This is a genomic window from Halomonas sp. M20 (assembly GCF_020622265.1).
In the GTDB taxonomy this organism is placed as follows: Bacteria; Pseudomonadota; Gammaproteobacteria; order Pseudomonadales; family Halomonadaceae; genus Modicisalibacter.
The window spans coordinates 53697-74617 of sequence record NZ_JACNMQ010000008.1 but is presented as its reverse complement, the minus strand read 5'-3'; the positions used below and the strand labels follow the sequence as shown (position 1 = coordinate 74617).

The 20921-nt window shown below is 56.2% G+C and carries 18 protein-coding genes; 10 read left to right on the top strand and 8 right to left on the bottom strand.

Annotated elements, in window-relative coordinates; genetic code table 11:
* Nucleotides 1-132 precede the first annotated feature (132 nt).
* The gene (locus H7850_RS16540) at nucleotides 133-1851 is read left to right on the top strand and encodes a methyl-accepting chemotaxis protein (RefSeq protein WP_319799295.1); all 1719 of its coding nucleotides are present in this window, start codon (nucleotides 133-135) and stop codon (nucleotides 1849-1851) included.
* Nucleotides 1852-1961: 110 nt separating this feature from the next.
* On the opposite strand, the gene H7850_RS16535 is transcribed toward H7850_RS16540, so the two are convergent.
* The 3 genes from H7850_RS16535 to H7850_RS16525 form a co-directional block, all read right to left on the bottom strand.
* Entirely contained in the window at nucleotides 1962-3188 is a 1227-nt protein-coding gene (locus tag H7850_RS16535; RefSeq protein ID WP_227370585.1) for a cation:proton antiporter, read from the bottom strand.
* An 88-nt stretch (nucleotides 3189-3276) separates the two neighbouring features.
* On the bottom strand, nucleotides 3277-4107 hold the full coding sequence (gene nadE / locus H7850_RS16530; RefSeq protein ID WP_227370584.1) for an ammonia-dependent NAD(+) synthetase: 831 nt from the start codon (nucleotides 4105-4107) through the stop codon (nucleotides 3277-3279).
* 60 nt (nucleotides 4108-4167) lie between these two features.
* A complete protein-coding gene (locus H7850_RS16525; protein ID WP_227370583.1) occupies nucleotides 4168-4674 on the bottom strand; it encodes a CinA family protein in 507 nt (168 codons plus the stop codon).
* 377 nt (nucleotides 4675-5051) lie between these two features.
* On the opposite strand from H7850_RS16525, the gene H7850_RS16520 reads away from it, so the two are divergent.
* The 3 genes from H7850_RS16520 to H7850_RS16510 all read left to right on the top strand — a co-directional run bounded on the left by H7850_RS16520 (nucleotide 5052) and on the right by H7850_RS16510 (nucleotide 7426).
* Entirely contained in the window at nucleotides 5052-5669 is a 618-nt protein-coding gene (locus H7850_RS16520; protein ID WP_227370582.1) for a hypothetical protein, read from the top strand.
* A 76-nt stretch (nucleotides 5670-5745) separates the two neighbouring features.
* On the top strand, nucleotides 5746-6189 hold the full coding sequence (locus H7850_RS16515) for a phage holin family protein (protein WP_227370581.1): 444 nt from the start codon (nucleotides 5746-5748) through the stop codon (nucleotides 6187-6189).
* Nucleotides 6179-7426: a DUF3618 domain-containing protein gene (locus H7850_RS16510; RefSeq protein WP_227370580.1), complete on the top strand. Its 1248-nt coding sequence runs from the start codon at nucleotides 6179-6181 to the stop codon at nucleotides 7424-7426. The genes H7850_RS16515 and H7850_RS16510 overlap by 11 nt, the downstream gene beginning before the upstream one ends.
* A gap of 160 nt (nucleotides 7427-7586) precedes the next feature.
* Here the strand turns inward: H7850_RS16510 and H7850_RS16505 are convergent, their stop codons facing one another.
* Together H7850_RS16505 and H7850_RS16500 are read right to left on the bottom strand one after the other, a co-directional pair.
* Nucleotides 7587-9587, bottom strand: a complete 2001-nt coding sequence (locus H7850_RS16505; protein WP_227370579.1) for a sulfatase-like hydrolase/transferase — start codon at nucleotides 9585-9587, stop codon at nucleotides 7587-7589.
* Between the two features lie 97 nt (nucleotides 9588-9684).
* A complete protein-coding gene (locus tag H7850_RS16500) occupies nucleotides 9685-10494 on the bottom strand; it encodes an HAD-IIB family hydrolase (protein ID WP_227370578.1) in 810 nt (269 codons plus the stop codon).
* A 174-nt stretch (nucleotides 10495-10668) separates the two neighbouring features.
* Between H7850_RS16500 and phnD the strand changes: the two genes are divergently transcribed.
* From phnD to phnE (H7850_RS16480), 4 genes are all read left to right on the top strand, one after another.
* Nucleotides 10669-11691, top strand: coding sequence for a phosphate/phosphite/phosphonate ABC transporter substrate-binding protein (gene phnD / locus H7850_RS16495; protein WP_227370577.1), 1023 nt, complete (start codon nucleotides 10669-10671; stop codon nucleotides 11689-11691).
* A 225-nt stretch (nucleotides 11692-11916) separates the two neighbouring features.
* A complete protein-coding gene (phnC, locus tag H7850_RS16490; RefSeq protein WP_227370576.1) occupies nucleotides 11917-12708 on the top strand; it encodes a phosphonate ABC transporter ATP-binding protein in 792 nt (263 codons plus the stop codon).
* Nucleotides 12705-13517 (top strand): phosphonate ABC transporter, permease protein PhnE, encoded by an 813-nt coding sequence (phnE, locus tag H7850_RS16485; RefSeq protein ID WP_227370575.1) that lies wholly within the window; start codon nucleotides 12705-12707, stop codon nucleotides 13515-13517. Before phnC ends, phnE (H7850_RS16485) begins: the two co-directional genes overlap by 4 nt.
* 12 nt (nucleotides 13518-13529) lie before the next feature.
* Complete coding sequence (phnE, locus tag H7850_RS16480; RefSeq protein WP_227370574.1) at nucleotides 13530-14330, top strand: phosphonate ABC transporter, permease protein PhnE; 801 nt, start codon at nucleotides 13530-13532, stop codon at nucleotides 14328-14330.
* A gap of 24 nt (nucleotides 14331-14354) precedes the next feature.
* On the opposite strand, the gene H7850_RS16475 is transcribed toward phnE (H7850_RS16480), so the two are convergent.
* Entirely contained in the window at nucleotides 14355-15401 is a 1047-nt protein-coding gene (locus tag H7850_RS16475) for a glycosyltransferase family 4 protein (RefSeq protein WP_227370573.1), read from the bottom strand.
* Nucleotides 15402-15506: 105 nt separating this feature from the next.
* Between H7850_RS16475 and H7850_RS16470 the strand changes: the two genes are divergently transcribed.
* Both H7850_RS16470 and H7850_RS16465 read left to right on the top strand, forming a co-directional pair.
* On the top strand, nucleotides 15507-17579 hold the full coding sequence (locus H7850_RS16470; RefSeq protein WP_227370572.1) for an HAD-IIB family hydrolase: 2073 nt from the start codon (nucleotides 15507-15509) through the stop codon (nucleotides 17577-17579).
* Nucleotides 17576-18436, top strand: coding sequence for a glycosyltransferase family 2 protein (locus H7850_RS16465; RefSeq protein WP_227370571.1), 861 nt, complete (start codon nucleotides 17576-17578; stop codon nucleotides 18434-18436). Before H7850_RS16470 ends, H7850_RS16465 begins: the two co-directional genes overlap by 4 nt.
* Nucleotides 18437-18465: 29 nt before the next feature.
* On the opposite strand, the gene H7850_RS16460 is transcribed toward H7850_RS16465, so the two are convergent.
* Both H7850_RS16460 and H7850_RS16455 read right to left on the bottom strand, forming a co-directional pair.
* Nucleotides 18466-19611, bottom strand: coding sequence for a glycosyltransferase (locus H7850_RS16460; protein ID WP_227370570.1), 1146 nt, complete (start codon nucleotides 19609-19611; stop codon nucleotides 18466-18468).
* A 92-nt stretch (nucleotides 19612-19703) separates the two neighbouring features.
* Nucleotides 19704-20921: a CaiB/BaiF CoA transferase family protein gene (locus tag H7850_RS16455; protein WP_227370569.1), complete on the bottom strand. Its 1218-nt coding sequence runs from the start codon at nucleotides 20919-20921 to the stop codon at nucleotides 19704-19706.

Genomic DNA, 20921 nt, shown 5'->3' with positions numbered 1-20921 from the left:
TGCTCGAACTCGCTTCCAAAACTCTAAGAAATTTATTCCCCATAAACGATGTAGCAATCGCTATTTAGGATCTCTTGTAGCTGATTCGCTTATTTCGAATGAACGACAGGCTAGACTTGCAAGGAAAAACGTATGAAACAGTTCTTACACAACCTCTCCGTTAAGGGCGGCCTGACCGTCGTACTTTGCCTATTCACCTTGTTGATCCTAGGCGTGGCGGGTATGGGCCACGTCACCAATCAGCAGGGTCAGCGCACCATCACTAATATTGATCGTCTAAATGCGGACCTGATCAAACCGATCAATCGCACCCGAATCAATATTGCCGATGCGATGTTGTACATGCAGCAATTCATTAATGACAGTGACAGTGGCAAGGCTGAGGCCACCAGGAAAGCCCTTGCTGAATCTTTGGTTGCATTCGAGCGTGCCGACACGTTTTTTACCCGTTACCTGAATACACCCAAGGACTCCGAGCAGGGCCGCCAATTCGAAGCTGACATAAAGGTGGCTTATGACCAACTCATCAACGAGGGTCTAGGCCGCCAACACGATGCCCTGAAGCAAGGCGATATCAGCGCGTTTCGTGCCCTGGCTCCGAAAGTTGAGGCCATGAAAAAAGAGTTTCGCCAAATCAGCCAGGGGCTAATGGACTATAGCGACAAACGTGGCAATGCCTTTATGGCGGACTATGCGAATCAGACCGATACCGCCGAAATCGCCGAGCTTGTTGTCTTGCTACTAGCCGCCGCCATCGTCCTGCTGGTCCGCATGGGCATGATCCGCACCGTAATTACGCCTCTTCAGGAAGCCGTGCAGCACTTCGAGCGCATCGCCCAAGGCGATCTCTCTCACAAGATCCAGGATTACGGTCGCAACGAGATCGGACAGTTGTTTTCCGCCATGGGCAACATGCAGAACGGATTGACCAAGACCGTCTCGACGGTTCGCAACAGCAGCGGTTCGATTCATATCGGTTCGCGGGAAATCGCTAGCGGCAATACCGATCTCTCTTCCCGAACCGAGGAGCAGGCGGCGGCGCTTCAAGAAACCGCTGCCAGCATGGAAGAGTTGACCACCACGGTGAAGCAGAACGCCGACAATGCTCGTCAGGGCAGCACGTTAGCCAAAGAGGCCTCCACTACCGCTACCCGTGGTGGAGAGGTTGTCGGTGAAGTCATCACCACCATGCAAGGTATTACAGCCAGTTCCAAACAGGTTACCGACATCATCAGCGTCATCGACTCCATCGCTTTCCAGACCAACATTCTGGCGCTGAATGCATCCGTGGAAGCAGCCCGGGCCGGCGAGCAGGGCCGTGGCTTTGCGGTCGTGGCTTCCGAGGTGCGCAATCTTGCCAGCCGCAGTGCGGACGCCGCCAAGGAGATCAAGGCACTGATCGAGACCTCCGCTGCGCAGATCGATCAAGGATCGGCTCTGGTTGAGAGCGCTGGTGGCACCATGCGGGACATCGTCGAATCCGTGCGTCGGGTGACCGACATCATGGACGAGATCTCCAGCGCGTCTCAGGAACAAAGTTCCGGCATCGAACAGGTCAACCAGGCCATTACCCAGATGGACGAAGTGACTCAGCAGAACGCCTCGCTGGTCGAGGAAGCCGCTGCGGCCGCCTCCTCTCTCGAGGAGCAGGCCGCGCAACTCGAAACCGCCGTATCGATTTTCCGTCTTCCCGATGGCACGGCAAATACAAGCCAGCCTCCGGCTACGGTTAACGAACCCCGAGCCATTCCATCTTCTGGTACCCTCACGCAGAAATCTGCCGCCGAGAAGCAACCAACGGCGAAACGCGCAGCAGCAAAAGCCGATGAACTGGAGTGGGAAGAGTTCTAGGCATCGTTCAGCGACAAGCACGCCGGGCCCAGCCCGGCGTTTTTTTGTTAAGTTCATTACGGTGCTGCCGCACGTCCCTTCTACTCATGCTCATACGCTTGAAAGCAGCCTCAACAACGATCCTGATTGCGCGCATATAGCCTGGCAAAGGGTGCTGCGGTTATCCCATGCGCAACGACTGAAGCAAATACACACAGGCTAACCACGATCCATATCGAATCGTCTCCGGTACGACTCGATGCCAGCACGCCATAGAACAGTGCCGAGATGCCAATGGGGCCAAACCAGCCCATGACCAAGGCAATATTGCGCTCCCGTACCGGCGGCAGCCACCTGTGCAGCATCAAGATGACCGGCAAGCGCCGCAATAGCAGTATGAGCACCACCAGCAACAAACCGCTCCAGCCCAGCGTCAGCCAATCGCCCCAGGGAGCCATCAAACCGAACAAGGCAAAAACCGGCATGGTAAAGAACAGGTTGGCCATCTCCTGAACGTTGTCCTCTTCACTACGCTCCTTGCCGATCACTCGTTGATCGTAGGCAATGCCTGCCGCGAATACCGCCAGGATGCTATCCGTTCCCAACAGTTTGCCGACTCCGAGTACCAACAGTGTCAGTGCCAGGGTGATCGCCAAAAAAGAAGGCTGATCGAACAACCCCTTGTGCTCGGACCATTTCAGCAGTTCGCCGCAGCACCAGCCCATTACGGCACCTATCACTACACTACCGCCCACTTCCCAAAGCCAGACCTGGAAGAACCACTCCAACCAGGCCGTGTCTGTGGGCGTGGTCAGTATTAAAATAGGCAGAAACACAAAGGGATATGCCAGGCCATCGTTTGCGCCAGATTCTACCGAGAGCAAATGTCGGAATCCGGCGGGAAGATTGTCATTGGCGACACCGCCAGTCACGATCGACGAGGCAATGACCGGGTCCGTCGGACAAATGCTCGCGCCGATCGATAGTGCTATCAACAAGGGGACCCCAAGCGTCCACTGAGTCAGTAGTGCACTGATCAGAAACATGATCGGCATACCGATACCCAGCAAGATCAATAGGGAACGCCAATGCACCAAGGGGAATCGAGCGGGCAACCGAAGCGCGATTCCCATGAGGCTGATGCCGAGGGTCAATCGGGCTGCCTCTTCGAGCAGATGGTGGCTATTGCCCCAAACATCGGGATCGAGCAGACCCAGGGCATGAGGGCCGATCACTACCCCCAGACAAAAGGCTATCAAGGGAGGCGATAACCAGGAACGATCGATTGGACGCGACAGTAAACCCAATAGCAATACCAAACCACCGGCAACGGCCAGTATGATATTGATATCTTTCATGGTTAGCTGGCTCCTTGGCTTGGGTGATCAATTAGACGATTGATAAAACGCCGGAAGAGGTATCCGGCGCTCAAAAAAACAAGCATGTTTAGGGGGCGGCAGGAAGCTCTCTCTTATGCGCGGTACGCTGATACGCCTCGACTATGGTCTGGTAAGCCTCCTCGTTCACCCTTTGGCCTTGTAAAAAACGATCGATATTCTCGTAGCTCACTCCAAGGGCATCTTCGTCGGTAAGTTGCGGCTTGAGAGATTCAAGATCCGCCGTAGGCACTTTCTCAATGAGATCCGACGGTGCTTTCAAGGTACGTCCTAGTTCACGCACCTGCTCCTTGGTCAAGCCGGTCAACGGCGCCAGATCACAGGCTCCGTCGCCATATTTGGTGAAAAACCCCATCACCCCTTCTGCGGCCTGATCGGTACCCACGACTAACGCGCCAGCGGCTCCCGCCACGGCGTATTGGGCGATCATGCGCTGACGTGCCTTGATATTGCCAAGCACAAAGTCCCGATGATGCTCATCCTTGAAGGTGAGGCCACCTTTTTCCAGATCATCGATCATGGCATCCGTGGCCTGCTTGATGTTCGTCGTCAGGATCTCGTCCGGAACGATGAAATCGATAGCAGCTTGTGCTTCATCTTCATCATGCTGCTCACCATAAGGGAGACGCTGCGCATAAAAGCGCGCATCCACTCCCTTTTCGCGAGCCTTTTCGACTGCCATTTGCGCTAGTCGCCCTGCTACCGTTGAATCGACGCCACCACTTATTCCCAACACCAGGCCATGCTGGCCAGTAGCGATCATGCGTTCGCACAGAAACTCGCAACGACGCTGAACTTCCTGCTGCGGGTCAATCGATGCTTGTACGCCAAGCGCCTCGATGATGCGTCTTTGCATCGCTTCCTTATTATCATCACTCATTTGTGCCTCCTTTCTCTTTGCACTCATCCTTTGCGCTCTTCCGTCAGCGACGTGACAGGGTCACAAGGGCGGCGCCTTTCCTTCAAGTACTGCCTGATGGTAGTAAAGAACACGCTCGAGCGCATGATGGGCTGCGGCAAGGCGCACGTCGTTTCGATCCCCATTGAAGCGACGAGTCTCGGAGTACAGATATTTCTTTTCCGCATGACGAAAAGCCCAAGCAAAACATACTGTTCCTACGGGAATGTCTCCTTGAGGCTGAGGGCCAGCAATACCCGTGTTAGCAATGGCGAGATCGGCGTGGTTGTTATCAAGCGCCCCAAGCGCCATTTCTCTTGAGGTTTCCTCGCTGGTAAGCCCGAAGTTGTCGATAGTGGCGTAACGTACGCCAAGATAGCGATTTTTTGCTTCAGGCGAGTAGACTCCCAGTCCGCAGTCAATCGCCTGGCCACTACCCGGTATTCTGGCCAGTTCCGAAACCATCAACCCCGCAGTGCAAGATTCCGCTGTAGCCAACTTTAACTCATGCTCTATGAGATATTGCGTAACGTTTTCCAGAAATGACATTGGAATTCCTCATGGAACTGCATAAATTCAAAACCTTAAAAGAAGATAACTTCTACCTCCAATAACCCATGATGAAGAACATCTGACGATTATCTCGCTACTTGGTCTAAAGCTACTATTTATATTACCCTCGTTATTATTTAACAAAAAATAACAATTTAATATTTGAGGCGCTGGATTAAGTATCTGTTCAAAGCTTTCGACTTCACGCCAGAACATTCCTGAGATATTGTAAAAAAGCTACCACTCAATTGAGGGTTGACACCGCGCGCCGATACACTACATTTACCTTGGCGAACCGAAAACAATGAAGAGGCAGCTGGAAGCTCCTTGTTTTCTTCGTAATATTAATCTGGGTTAAATAGGGAGATATGCGCATGATCGATCCGGAAAATTCCAATACCTCGAACTCACCTTCTACGGGCTCTCAATCCTCCGGTAACATGAGCTCCTCCTCAAATGTTGCTGGAAACTCCCGCCACACTGAAGAAGCCAAGAACAAGGCTCGGCAGACTGCCGGTGAAGTCAAGGATGCGGCTCGCAAGCAAGCAGAGGGCATGTTCGACCAGCAGAAAGAGAACGCTGCTAACCAGGCGGAAGGACTATCGTCTGCTTTCCGTAAAATGGCTAAAGAGTTCGATGAACAGGATCAAACGTCCTTTTCTGGCTATGCAAACAACATCGCCAGGGCTACGGATAGCATCTCTCAGCGATTGCGCGAACAGAACCTGGATGGCCTGATGCATCAGGTACAGGACTATAGCCGTCGTCAACCCGCTGTATTCCTGGGCGGCGCAATTGCAGCCGGCTTTTTCCTGGCACGCTTTTTGAATAGTTCCCAGCAAAACAGTTCATCGAACACCTCCTACTCTGGTTCTTCCTCGCGTGGGTCTACTACAGGCTCGTCTTCACTTGGGTCTACTACGTCCACGTCAGGCGTTGGCAGCACGACGGCGGGTACATCAAGCGACTCACTGGGCTCAAGGCCTTACTGAGACTTGAAACTCGTGTTTCTAATACAGAAATTTCAAGTGAAAAAAATCAACGCAACTAGCCAGGGAGGCTAATAGCATGGATACAGACAACAGAAACACGACGAGAGAAAGTTCCTCGTCCTTTGGCGCCTTGATATCAAGTTTGACGAACGAAGTAACGTCATTGGTGCGTAACGAAGTCGATCTTGCCAAAGCTGAGATGGGTGAAAAGGTTTCCCAGATCGGTACCGGTGTCGGCTCGATAGCAGCCGCGGGCGCGGTACTCATGTGTGGCTTTCTGGTACTGCTGGCAGCTGCAGTCTTTGGGCTGGATACGGTACTGGAAACCCCTTGGCTTTCAGCTCTGATCGTTGGCGTGATCGTCCTCATTGTCGGGTTCATCATGTTGCAAACTGGCAAGAAAAAGCTCAAGGCCACGAACCTGATGCCCCAGCGCACTATTTCCAGCGTTCAGAGAGACAAGGAAATGGCTCAACATCACAAAGTCGAGGCTAAGGAGCAGCTGAAAAATGAGCGATAATAATCAGGATACCCGCAAGCCGGAAGAGATCGAAGCCGATATCGAAGAGAATCGTGAAAGACTGGATCGCACGCTGCACGAACTCGAGGACAGGATCTCACCTCGGCGATTGATCGATACTACGATGGACTATGTGCGCGGTGGCGGGGCCAATGAATTTGCCTCCAATCTGAGCGAGACCATCAAGAACAACCCGGTTCCTTTCGTGCTTACCGGGGTCGGCCTGGGCTGGCTGATCATGGCTCAGCGTAACCCCAGCAAGTATTCCCGTCGTGATCGTGACGACGTCGACATGTATGGTTACGAAGACAGCCGCCACTACCCCATGACGACTCGTCCGGCACCGACCGGCACGTCATCCGCCACTACGGCAGGTCTACCGAGCGACTCCACCCGAGTGCCGCCAACGACTTCCGTACCCTCTTCCACCAGCGTTCCGCCAACCACCGGCACGACTTCGGGGGCCACGACTACGCGCGTGCCGCCGGCAGCGTATACGACGGGCACCGTCGGAGATTCGGATCACGACGACCGCCAAGGCAAGGGACGTATGAGTGGTGCCAAGGAAAAGGCACAAAACATGTCGAGCAGCGTGAAGGAGCGTGCTCAAGACATGTCCAGTAGCGTAAAAGGCCGCGCTCAGAGCATGTCGAGCAGTATGCGTGATGGTACCTCACGAATGAAAAGCGGTTCACGCTCTGCCATGCGCGGTGCCTCTTATCGCGCTCAGAGCGCCGGCCAGCAAACGACGCAATTCATTCAGGAACATCCTTTGGCGACTGCGGCTCTAGGCGTTGCCATTGGTGCCGCCATCGGCAGCCTGCTGCCTTCTACACGCTTCGAGGACGAGCAGCTGGGAGACACTCGGGACAGGTTGGTCGATCGCGCCGCCGAGGAAGGCCAGAAACAAGCAGACAAGGCTCAGTCCAAGGTTGAAGAAAAAGCCCAGAAAGCGAAGCAGGATGCTCCTGAAGCGCCTGATTCTCGGGGTACGACTGCAGGCTCGTCGAGCAGCCATGGCAGCTCGTCCACTACAGGCTCTTCATCCACGACGGGCACTACTGGCACTTCGTCTCGGACTGCGTCGACATCAGGAACTCCAGGAAGCACGGGGACTACCGGAACCGGAACACCGGGCAGTTCATCCTCGACATCATCCAGTACGGGCAAACCAACGGAGCAGGATCTTTCAAGAACGGACATCAATTCGGGTAATACCCCGACGCGTGGTGCCTGAAAGCTTCTTCTCTGATGTAGCGCTTTCATCAGAATAATCGTTTAAGAGTATTGTTGATGTAGCGCCAATGAAACGAGGATCGGCTAGCCGATCCTCGTTTTTTATTGCTTGTTATCTTTCATCAACTGACAACGAAATCATTCAGCACTGGGCTTTTTGCTCACAGAATGTCGGTAGCCAATATGCCATTGAGCAATTCCGACGAGGAAAACACACGCTCCCCAGCACCTTTCAATCCCGACACCAGGCAGATACCCACATCGGCACTGCGGGCCTCTTCGCATTCAAGGGCATACAGATAACGAGCTCCTTCCTTCAGACTTTCGATGTGCTCGGCAAAGTTCTGAAAATAGAGCTCCACGACCTTGTTCTTATCGTCGAGTACCGAAAAGAAAGGCGCCTCGAGCCGATTGTCACCCACAAGAACGCCTTGACCGTTACTCCTGATCTCCCCCTGGACCGTCGGCATGCCCCACAACCCTCGGGCAAAACTCAGATACTGGGTAACATCGCCGCTGATGTAGTAATCCCTGGTATAAGCCGGCGTACCGGTTGAATCCTTCTCGAACAGCGAACGTCCGAACCCCAGAGCGGTCTTGTCTGCACCCATCAGACTCATGAGAGTGGCCCCGACATCGAGCATGGTGCCCTGCACTCGCCGCTCTCCGTGTGCTACGTCACTATCGAACACCATCAGCAGATTCTCTCGCTTATCCGCTTTTTCGATCATCTCTTGAGCATCGTTGATCATGGCCAGATGATCGGATAGCACGACCAGACGCGTGTTCTCGTAATAAGGTGAGCTGCGAACGCGATCGATGAAACGGGATACCAGACGATCCGCGCAGCGCAAGGCATTGAGCGTATTTATCTCGCCGTCCCGATAGCGAACCTCCTTGCAGCTGGGCGAGATATGACCATGAGGATGGTGGGTATCCATGGTGAGTGCAAAAAGCGCAAAGGGTGTTTCTTTTTTCGAGAGTTCGACGAATTCCGAATAGGTGCTTTCCAACACTTCATCATCGTATGCGCCCCAGACTGCAAACTTGCCTTTGCTCTGCTGCCACTCCTTGAAATAGTGCTTATCCCGCACGGTCTTGAACCCGTGCTGCTCCAGAAAGCGCCCCTTCCCGGCAAACTCCGATGAAGAGCCACCCATGTAAACCGTGTCGAAGCCGTTTTCGTCGAGATACTCCGCGAAGCATTTTGCCTTGGGCAGGAAGTGAGCTACCTTGCCCATCTCGTTGGCCCCCGCTCCCGGAGTTACCAAGGGTAAACCGCACTGGGTATTCACGAGTCCCGCGATCGTCCAGCCGGCACCGGGGGTTTGCTCGATGCCTGAAAAGTAGGCGGATTCGTTGCGCTGGGCGCGCAATCTTGGCAAGAGGTCGGGAAAAATAGATTCGTCGAAATAAGTCGACTCGATGCTTTCCAGATAGAGCACGACGAGATTCTTGTCGCGGCTGAGAGAGCGCCGATCGGTGTTGTACAACGCTTCGAGCCGCCGTTCCTGATCGCTGTCTAGCGTTGAGTAGGTATGGGTCAAGGCGACGATGTTTTGATGCCAGGGTGAGGCCAGCCAGCCAATGCTTACCAGGAGACAGCCAAGCGTTAGCGATACCATCGTGCCGTACTTGATGTCATGTCGTACAGGCGAAACCCGATCAACGCTCCGCCGGCGCTGCCGCCATGTCTTGACCAGGGGAAGTAAAACAAACAGCAGCGCTAGGCTCACGTACGCCGTGAATACGATGATCTCCCGTAGGAACTGGGTGTAGTCCGCGCCCTCGGTACCACTGAAGAAATGAAAGACGACGGATTGATTGATGCCCACGCCGGTCATCATGTCCGCCACCCGCCAGAGGCCCCAGAAAAGCGTATAGATGAAGCCAAGCATGCCCAGCGCAATGGCCCAGGCCGAGGGGGTCAAAACGATCAATATCAGCAACCCAAGCACGATCACCACGCCGAGTGCATGCCAAGTAACCAGTGTTTCGAGAATGGTCTCGGGGGTTATTGCAGCAAAAAGACGTGGAAAGCGATCGGGCGCCAGTACCGGCCAGTAACTATGAACCAGAAAACCGCCTACGACTATGATCAGTGCCGCTATCGGCAGGTATTTCCCAAGCCGCTTCTTGAGTAGCGATGATTGTTTTTTCATTCGTGCAGGCCCATGCTTCTCGACCGGAGTATTTCATTCGGTCACCAATCTGTCACCGTTGTGACTTGTTTATAGAATGACACATCCAGCGCCAGCATCATTCATTAAAAGGTCGCATGCGCGCCGCCAATAAGCCTGTTGCCATTTCAACGAAGCCTTCACCATGACTAGCCCTGCATAGCCAGCGCGGCGTATGGACCAGCCTGGCAAGATGCGGCGTGATATTGGCGACCCCGACGCTCAAGGAAACATCACGAAAAAGCGGCTCGTCATTGGGCGCATCGCCGATGAACAGAACGCGCCGGGCTCGGTCCCTCGTATTCAAGCCCAGGTCCTCTTCAAGTAAACGCCCCGCCATGGCCGCCTTGTCGTGATCGCCGAACCAGGCATTGACATGGATCGAGCTGGCCCGGGCGCTCGCCCCGGCCTCGTGAAACCGTGCGATCAATGCCGCGACCTGCTCACTGCTCAAGGGCCCTATGTCCTGAGCATGATCGACCGCAACGTCGACCAGGCGATACGGCTGATCCGCGGCGAGCCGCGCCTCAGGCACTTGCTGCAGCGCTTGTTCTGCGATCCTCAATAACTGGCGCTGCTCCGCTTGCAATTCATTCAGCGGGCGAATGAAACGCTGCTCGAGCCGGCCGTGTGCATTCAGGCGAAAACGAAACGCCCCACTTTCGCCAATGACTGCACTGACCGGCCAGGCCCGCACGATATGATCACACCAGCCGGCACAGCCACCGGTGACGGGAATCACTCGAATTCCCGCCGCCATCAGTTCCGCCATGGCGTCAAGCGTTCCCGGTGCCAGCTTGCCGTGACGAGTCAATGTATCGTCAACATCCGTGAGTACGACATCGACGTGTGCCAGCAGATCAAAATCTGCATCGGCAAAGCTGCGCATAGGATTTTCTTCCTCTGTTTACGCGTTGCAATGAACACTTATTGGATTGACCGGAAAACGGCCATACGCCCTTATGCTAATTGAAGCCACTTGGATTGCTATCTACTCTCATCTATGTATACCGTATTGGCTCGGTCCGATAATAATCTCAATAAGGGATAAGGAGCTCTCGCAATGTCGACAAAAGCACTTGATCCAGCTCGGCTTCGCGTCAACGTCCAGCGTATTCAACAGATGATACTAGGCACCGCCATTACCGCGTTGCTGGTCCCCTCCGCCAGTGTCATGGCCGCCCAGGAGTGCTCCAACCAAGGCGCCTTGGCTCCCATGTACTGCGACGCAAATAACGATCTTGTCGCGGATACACCAAGCGACCCCTCGAAGCTACTCGATCCGGATACGCTGATCTTCGCTTACACTCCGGTCGAGGATCCGGCGATCTATGCCGATATCTGGGAGCCGTTCATCGAACACCTATCCGAAAAGACCGGCAAGGACGTGCGCTTCTTCGCGGTGCAATCCAACTCCGCGGAAATCGAAGCCATGCGCAGCAATCGCATCCATATCGCAGGTTTCTCCACCGGCCCGACGCCCTTCGCAGTCAACCTGGCCGGCGCAGTGCCCTTTGCCATCATGGGCTCCGAGGACGGCAACTTCGGCTATACGCTGCAGGTCTACACCCGCAAGGACAGCGGGATCGACGAACTAAAGGATCTCAAGGGCAAGCGCGTGGCCCACACCTCCCCCACCTCCAATTCTGGCAATCAGGCGCCACGCGCGCTGTTTCCCAAACAGGGCATCGTGCCCGGTGAGGACTACGAGGTGGTCTATTCCGGCTCCCACGACCAGTCGATGCTCGGCGTGGTGGCCGGAGACTACGATGCCGCTCCGGTGGCCTCGGAAGTGGTCGATCGCATGGCGGATCGAGGGCTCTATGATCCCGAAGAGGTCAAGATCGTATTCGAGTCCAAGCGCTTCCCGACCACTTCCTATACCTACGCACACAACCTCGAACCGGAGCTTGCCGAGAAGATCAAGGACGCCTTCATGAGCTTCGACATGCAAGGGACGGCCTTGGGTGAAGAGTTCACCGGCGTCACACAATTCGTACCCATCAGCTACAAGGAAGACTGGGAGGTCATCCGGGATATTCAGGAAGCGAACGGGATCAGTTACACCCGCGAGAATATCGAATAAAAGGACAAAACCCGATAAGCAAGACGGACTTCTCCGGCAGCAAGGCATTGCGAGGGCGCTGTAAACCCGTCCTTGGGCGCTACTTTTGCTATCTGACCGCCATGGATGGCGGAAATACCGGGATTGCATGGAGCTTTTCCCGGCCATGGCAAAAGACCCTCGCTTTGCCTTGCCCCCGGGATCCATCATTACAAGACGTTTGGAAATAAACGCTAAGGATCCCCCATGCTTCGCATCAACCGCCTGGTCAAGCGCTACGGTAATGGCGAGCCCGTACTCAAGGAGCTCGATCTGGAAGTGCCGGGAGAATCCGTCGTTTCGATAATCGGCGCCTCGGGGGCCGGCAAGAGTACGTTGCTACGCTGTATCAATCGCCTGGTCGAACCAACCTCGGGCAGTATCGCGCTAAACGACCTCGAGCTCACTACACTGCGCGGCGAAGGGTTGCGCAAGGCTCGCCGACGTATCGGCATGATCTTTCAGGGCTTCAATCTGGTCGATCGGCTGACGGTCATGGAGAACGTGCAGTGCGGCCGCCTGGGGTACATCCCCTACTGGCGTGCCGCCCTGCGTCGTTACCCGGCGGAAGATATCGAACGCGCCTTCCAGCTCATGGAGCGGGTGGGGATTGCGCATTATGCCAACAAGCGCGCCGACGAGCTTTCCGGGGGCGAGCGCCAGCGGGTCGGCGTCGTGCGCGCGTTGATGCAGGATCCGGACATCCTGCTCGCGGACGAACCCACCGCCTCTCTGGACCCGGTCACATCTCGCCAGATCATGGAGTTGTTGCAACGACTCGCCAGTGAGCTGCACCTGCCCGTACTGATCAATATTCACAACGTCAACGAAGCCAAGGAGTTCACTCAGCGCATCGTCGGCATGCGCTTCGGGCGCATCATCTTCGATGGCAAGCCCGACGATCTGGACCAGGACGCCATGGACTCGGTGTACAGCGGCACGTCGGAAGACCAGGAAACGCCTGCCACAGTCTCGAGTACCGACAAGGTGGCAACATGAGCAGCAACTCGACGCCGGCAGCAACGCCCCGCCAGTGGCGCAAGGCGCCCTTCATTGCCAATCCTTGGCTGCGCTGGGGACTCCTGATCGGTTTCGTGATCTATGCCGCCTGGGCAATCGCCACTCTGCCCTTCGACTGGGCGCGCATCAGCCAAGGCATGGAGCGCGCAGCGCGCATCTTCGGTGGCGCCTTTCCGCCCAACTTCGACCGCGGCGGGCTACTGCTGAAGGGTTTTCTGGAAAGCCTGCAGATCGCCATTCTCGCCACCCTGCTCGGGCTGGCACTGAGTGTGCCCATCGCCTTCATGGCGGCGCGCAACATCGCTGCCCTGCCGGTCTATCTGCTGGGCCGCATCTTGATCATCATCGCCCGTAGTTTTCACCCGGTCATCGTCGCCATTTTGTTCGTCAAGGCCGTAGGATTCGGCCCGGTGGCGGGTATTCTGACCTTGACCATCTACTCCATCGGCTTCGTTGCCAAGATGCTCGCGGAGCGCATCGAGGAAATCGACTGGGGCCAGGTGGAAGCGCTGCGCAGCACCGGCACTGGCTCATTCACCGTGCTTCAATTCGGCGTGTTGCCACAAATCATGCCGCGCCAGATTGGCCTTTCGATCTATCAATTGGATAGCAATCTGCGCGCCTCGGCGGTGGTCGGTATCGTCGGCGCTGGGGGCATCGGCTCGACCCTGATGAACGCCTTCGGCCGCTACGACTACGATTTTGCCTTGGCGATCACCCTGGTCATCATCGCCGTCATCCTGGTCAGCGAAGCGATCAGTGGGCGCATTCGGAAAAATCTCTGGTAAAAGGAGCGTCTGGTGAAAGAGTCGATTGCTGATCGCGCCTGGTCGCGCCATACCCGACGCCAACGCTGGGGTCGGCTTGCGGGCATGCTCTTCATTGCTGCCGCCGCCGCATGGTCACTGACCACTATCGACATCATCTGGCCCTGGGTGTGGGATGCACCCGTTCAGATCGGCGATCTTTTCAAACGCATGGTGCCACCGGATGTTTCCGCCATCAACGCCATTACCTGGGCGCTGATCGAGACGCTCAACATTGCCACCATCGCGACGTTCTTTGCGGTCTTTCTCTCCCTGCCCGTCGCCTACATCTCGGCCCAGAACACCACCCCCAATCGGGCCACCCTGTGGCTTGGCCGTTTCATCCTGGTCTCCAGCCGTTCGGTGAATACCCTGATCTGGGCGCTGCTGTTCGTGGCAATCTTTGGTCCGGGAGTGCTCGCCGGCATCGTCGCCATCATGTTTCGCTCCCTGGGTTTTCTCGGCAAGCTGATCGGCGAGGCCATCGAGGAGATCGATCGGCGTCCGGTCGAGGCGCTGGAAGCTACCGGCGCCTCCCGGGCCAAGGTCATTCTCTATGCGATCGTACCCCAGGTGGTGCCAACGTTTTTTGCCGTGAGCATCCTCCGCTGGGACATCAACCTGCGCGAATCCACGGTACTTGGGCTCGTCGGCGCAGGCGGGATCGGGGTCATTCTGCAGGGGGCCATCGACATGCTGGATTGGCGCACCGTGGCTACCATTCTACTGGCGATCATCGTGCTCGTTATCGCGGGTGAAGCGCTGGCGGCCTGGTTGCGCAAGAAGGTGATTTGATTCCACTAGTTGCGGCTTCAAGGTCTAGGCGTTGGCGAGCAATCGTCGATAAAGCGTCACATAATCTCGTGCCATGCGCTCGCGAGTGAAGCCTCTCATGAAACGCTCTCGTACAACACGTCGATCCAGTGCACTGATATTTTTCACCGCCCAGCATGCTTCTTCCATGCTTTCCACGATATAGCCATTCACGCCATGCTCGACGATTTCTTCGACGGCGCCGTTGCGCCAGGCAATGACCGGTGTGCCACAAGCCATTGCCTCTATCATCACCAATCCAAAAGGTTCAGGCCACTCGATCGGAAAAAGCAGCGCATCGGCATGGCCTAGCAGCAACGCTTTTTGAGAATCATCGACCGAGCCTATATAGCGAATGTCGTCGTTCAGCCGCGGCTTGACTTGGTGATCGAAATAGCTCGGGTTACCCACATCGATACCGCCGGCCAGTTTCAAGGCTTTGCCCGTTGCCGTGGCTATTTCGATGGCTCTATCCGGTCGCTTTTGATCCGTCATACGGCCAACGAACGCCAGATATCCCTTACTTTGCTCGACGAAGGGGAATCGCCTGGAATCCAGACCGTGATGCACGATTCCTGCGCGATTTTCGACAGGAATGCTTTTGGCCTGCGCATGAGAAATTGCCGCTACCGGCAGATCGGGAAAACTGGAAAAGAACAGTTGGCGATCCCGTTCATCGACGCGCCAATGTATCGTGGTAAGGCTCTTTTTACGAAGCTCTCCTAATAGCGCCGCATGAAAAAATTCACCATGGCAATGCAGGATATCGAACTCCATTATTGATCCACGTACTTTGTCCAGTAATGCGGTCTCAAGGACGCCTGCCGTACCCGGTGGCAACTCGCCTTCATTGGCCTGCAACTGGGCAAGACTGGGTAGTGCGGAGACCAGCCTGGCGGAAGTCTGGCTATCGCTTGCAGCAAACAGGGTGACCTCGTGGCCCAGAGCGATCAGTGCTTCCGTCAGGTCATGAACGATGCGTTCCGTCCCGCCGTAATGGACCGGGGGAATAGGGAAAATGACGGGCGCGATTTGTGCTATCCGTAATGCCATCTTGTACCATGCCTTGGTATTGGCGTTCTGTTACTAAGTCAAGGAAGCCCGGGAGCTTGATTACTCGGGAAGACGAACGGGGCTTCCCAACAAGGAAGTAAGCATATGGTCATATTACATATTGCGTTACAAGGGTGCTTACGTGGAAAACAGGTCGCATATGGACTGACTGCAGATACGGGCGGGCACATTCGCTACCTGCTGGAACTGGTCGAGGCGTCTGCCCAGGATGCGAATATTGAACGCATCGATATCGCTACCCGCGCCTTCATAAGCGATTATTCGAAAGACTACGACACCCATTGCGAAGTCATCGATGCCAAGACCCGTATCCTACGATTTCGCACTACGTGCCCAGGCTATCTCGCGAAAGAAGCGCTATGGACGGAGCTACCCTCCTTTACCGAAGGACTGGATGCGTATATCCAGTCTCTGGACTCAAAACCGGACATCATTCACGCCCACTATGCGGATGCCGCGGAAGTGGCAGCGACGATCAAGCAACGCCATGGCATTCCTTTCGTGTTTACCGCCCACTCCCTGGGGCGTGTAAAGCTCGCCACCTTCACCCATTGCGATACTGCCCCAACCCAGGAAGAACTGGATGCGCTCGAACGGCGTATTACCTTTGAAGAGCGAGCGCTGCGGGAAGCGGATCTGATCATTGCCAGCAGTCGCGATGAAGCGGAAGTGCAATATGCCAGCTATACCCATTACGACCCTGGCAAGATTCGCGTCGTTACCCCTGGCAGCAATCTCGACGCTTTTCAAGATGCACCTACTTGCGACCGCGTGAACCGAGCAATCAACCGTTTTCTGGTCAATCCTGACAACCCCCCGCTTCTTGCAATTGCCCGCCCGGTCACCAAGAAGAATCTTGCTACCCTGATAAAAGCCTATGGCGAATCCCCTGAGCTCCAGGAGAAAGCCAATCTGGTACTTATCGCCGGAACGCGGGGCGATATCCGCAGCCTGGAACCGGAAATCGGTCACAATCTTGGCGAGATCTTATACCTGATCGACAAGTACGACCTGTATGGCAAGGTGGCCTACCCCAAGCAGCATGAATCAGCGGATATTCCTGCCATTTATGCCTATGCTCGTATGCGCCGTGGTGTTTTCGTCAATCCAGCGTTCAACGAACCTTTCGGCTTGACGTTACTTGAAGCATCCGCCGCAGGTTTACCCTTGATTGCCACGGAAAGCGGCGGCCCCAACGACATCATCAAGCGATGCCAGAACGGGATACTGGTCGACCCTCATTCCACTGCCAGCATTCGCAAGGCAGCGCTCGAACTGCTCACCAGTGAGACAGCCTGGCAACGCCATGCCAACGGAGGCGCGCGTGCGATAAACGCATTCAACTGGCAGTCGCATGTCAGCCAATACCATGAACTCCTTGGCAGGCTCTGTAGAAGACCAGAGCCCCAGCCGGGATTCGATAGTTTTCTGATTACCGACATCGACAATACCCTATTGGGCTCTCCGGAATCCGCTGCCACATTTTGCCGGTGGCGCAGCGGGCAGGTTTCGCTTGGTTTCGGTGTAGCCACGGGAAGAAGCCTGCACAGCGCTTTGGCCATTCTGAGCATGGAAGGCACGCCCTATCCCGAGGTCTTGATCACCTCGGTGGGATCTGAAGTCTATTTTCTTGCGGATAACGCTACGACCTATCAGCGAGACAACACCTGGAGAACAATCATCGCCGAAGGGTGGCGTCGCCAAGAAATCGTCGAACTCTTGGCGCAGCTACCTGAGCTGACGCCACAAAGCCCTCTTGAACAGCGTGATTTCAAGCTCAGCTATTTGACCGAAGGGCAACCCTCACTCAATGAACGGATACGTAGCTTGCTCCAGGCGCAAGGTTTGGCCTGCACCGTGATACACAGCCACGGGCGCTATCTGGATATCCTTCCCGCGCTAGCCTCGAAAGGCGCCGCGGTAGAGCATGTCAGGCAACACTATGGCCTAGCCAGAGAGGCGATCTTCGTTGCCGGTGATTCCGGTAACGATGTAGAAATGCTGCAGGCCATGCCCTGCTCCATCATCGTGGCCAATTTTTCCGACAGGTTGGTCAGCCATCCCGGTTTGACCCACGCCTATTTAGCCAAGTCCAGCTATGCTCGGGGCGTGATAGAGGGAGTAACCCATTTTCGCAAGCGTCGAGGTGGTTCTTGAGTAGCGTATTGACGCTGGTTCGCGGACGGCGCGATCATCTCGTCAATCTCTTGCATGGCTTGGCACTGCAGACTCAGCTGCCGGATGAGCTGGTGATTGCCTACATGCAGCCCGAGCCTCATCCGGATCTACCCGCCATGCCCTTCCCGGTGCGTCACCTGCATGTTCCCGGCGAAATCATGCCCCTGGCGCGAGCACGCAACCAGGCCGCCGCCGTGGCGCGTCACGACAAGCTGATCTTTCTCGACGTGGACTGCATTCCCTCGCCGACGCTGGTCGAAAGCTACTCGCTAGCCCTAGATGACAAACGCGGGCTCTATCTGGGTGAAGTACTTTATCTGCCCGCGAAAAGCGTGAAGGGAGCGCTTGACTACACGCGACTCGATCAATTGGGACAAGCGCATCCCGCACGCCCTCCAATCCCAGACACCGGCACTCGGGCGGAACCCGATCCGGGTAGTCTATGGGGCCTCTCCTTTGCCTTGCATCGTGACAGCTACCAGCGTGCGGGGGGGATGAACGAGGCCTATGAGGGCTATGGCGGCGAGGAGACGGATTTCGCCTGGCGTCTGGCCCAAACCGATTTACCCTTCTTCTGGGTCGCCAATGCCCGGGCCTATCATCAGCACCATCGCCTGTTTGCACCGCCCTATCAGCACTTCGCGCATATTCTGCGCAACGCGGAGTATTTTCATGGTCAGTGGGGGCGCTGGTGCATGGAGTACTGGCTCGGGCAGTTTCGCGATGCGGGGCTAATCGACTGGAACGAAAATAGTAAAAGCATCCAGATACTGCGCTATCCGACCAAGCAGGATATTGCACACGCCGAACTGCCCCCTTCTGCCCTGTATAGCTAGATGGTATAGCTGAGCAGTCTAGCTGATCGTCAATCGTTGGCTTGGGCGGTAGGCAAGACTTGTTCAAGCGCCGTTTCACCGCGCCAGAGCCGATCCGCTGTTTCTTCGAGCCAGTGCGCGGCTATCCGGTCCGCATCCGGGGAATAGAGCATCTGCAAGTTGGTGATATCAAGCTCCCTGGCACTGGCAAATACCGCTTGCCAGGTTTGAATATCCCCGGGCCAGGTCTCGAGATGGATGGCGGCCTCGAGCCGGGCCAGGCACTGGGCCTTGCGCGACTGCTCACCGAAATAACGCCATTCCGGCGCACAGATGTAAGGGCGACCGATCTTGGCGATTTCATGCACCGTGTTATCGCCAGCAGAGGCAAGCACGATATCGCTTGCCGCCAGGTAATCCGTGACATTCGATACCCAGCCGTGCTCTTCGAGATTGGCAAAATCTGTTTCATGGCCTTCGCGATGCACCGGGCCAATGACGATCAAACGCGACCGGGGTACCGCTCGGGCTGCCACCGTCAAAGGCGCATAGGGCGTTCCAGCACCGCCACCCCCGGTAAGCACGACGATGATTTCCTGATCTTCGGGCAAGCCCAGTTTCTTTCGTGCAGCATGTTTGCCCTTCACTGCATCGTCGCTGGTGCATAGCCCGCCGGTATAGCAGGTCTTGGCCCGGGCCCAGTCCGGGTAGTCCTGCTGCTCGAGCCGTTCATCGAACGGGGCCAACATGCCCACGCAACATTCATAGGCCGCCATATGCCCCGGGTCGTTGCGATCCCCGTGCATGCGCACCTTGACCGCCGGTACGCTTGCGATGCGCGCCAGCAACACCATCTCGGCGGAAACGTCGCTGACGAACAGGCCCGCATCGCTGTCATCCAGATGATCCAGAATCAAGCGCATGGTACGCCGCATCGCTCGCACGCCAAGCGGTACGCAGTGCATGACGGAAGGCGTGATGGCAGCTTCATGGAGTGCCGGCGTGGCCACTTCGGCGCCGATCATGTTGGGCAGCGTCACCAGGTCGATACTGCGCTCGAAACCGTCGAACAGCGACGGGTCTGCGGTCATGACCGTGACGGGCCTATCCGGCGAGAACCGGGCGATGATAGCCATGGCGCGGCGCGCATGGCCCCGCCCCTGATGATGGATAAAGAAGCTGATGCGTTTTTTCACGAGGAACCTTCCTGGTAATCGTATCAGTCACAATTTAAGCCAATCCATTGGCTTAAACTTTAACAAACGTCATCAACCAAGCGCTTCAATCTTTAATGGCCGCCGATCACGCCCCGCTGACGCAAGTCCGCCAGGCTCTCATCGTCGAGATCCAAAAGCTCCCGCAACACCTCATCACTATGCTGCCCCAGCGTCGGCGGTGGCAGATCCGCGTTGAGTGCTTGGCCATTGAGTCGAATAGGATTGCTGACCAGATCGACTTCGCCGGATTGGGGATGGGTCATGTGCATCTGCATTCCGCGATGGCGCACCTGGGGATCATCGAAGACGCGATCCAGCGTGTTGATCGGACCGCAGGGTACCCCTACTGCTTCCAGGCTCGCCAACCAATCGTCCGTACCTCTCTCCAACAAGCGGGAAGCAATTTCCGGCAGCAGCAGTTCGCGATACTCGACCCGAGCCGCATTGGTGGCAAAACGCTCATCGTCGGCCAGATGCGCTCGATCCAGCACCTGACACAGCCGTCGGAACTGACTGTCGTTACCCACGGTGATGATCAGGTAGCCGTCCTGGGTAGGAAACGCCTGGTAGGGCACGATATTGGGATGGGTATTGCCCAAGCGCCGGGGTGGTACATCGCTGGTTAGATAATTGAGAGCCTGGTTGGCCAGCACGCCTACCTGTACATCGAGCAATGCCAGATCGAGATGGCCGCCCTGCCCGGTGCGCTCCCGCTGGAAAAGCGCCGCCATGATGGCATTTGCCGCATACATACCGGTGAAGATATCCGTCAGGGCGACACCGACCTTCATGGGCTCGCTGCCGGGTGTTCCATCGGGTTGCCCGGTCAGGCTCATCAATCCGCCCATGCCCTGAATCATGAAGTCGTAACCAGCGCGATGAGCATAAGGGCCATCCTGACCGAAGCCCGTGATCGAGCAGTAGATCAGATCCGGCTTGAGGGCCTTCAAGCTCTCGTAATCCAGCCCATAAGCCTTGAGACCCCCGACCTTGAAGTTCTCGAGCACCACGTCGCAGTGGCCGACCAACTCGTGAATCAGCGCCTGCCCTTCTGGGTCGGCCAGGTTCACAGTCACGGAGCGCTTGCCCCGATTGGCACTGAGGAAATAGGCGGACTCCCGGGTACCTGAAAGCCAGGGCGGCCCCCAGGCCCGGGTATCGTCGCCGGTGCCCGGGCGCTCGATCTTGATCACTTCAGCACCCAGATCCGCCAGTTGCTGACCGCACCAGGGGCCGGCCAGCACCCGCGACAGATCCAGGACGCGTACGCCTTCGAGCGGTTTGTTCAT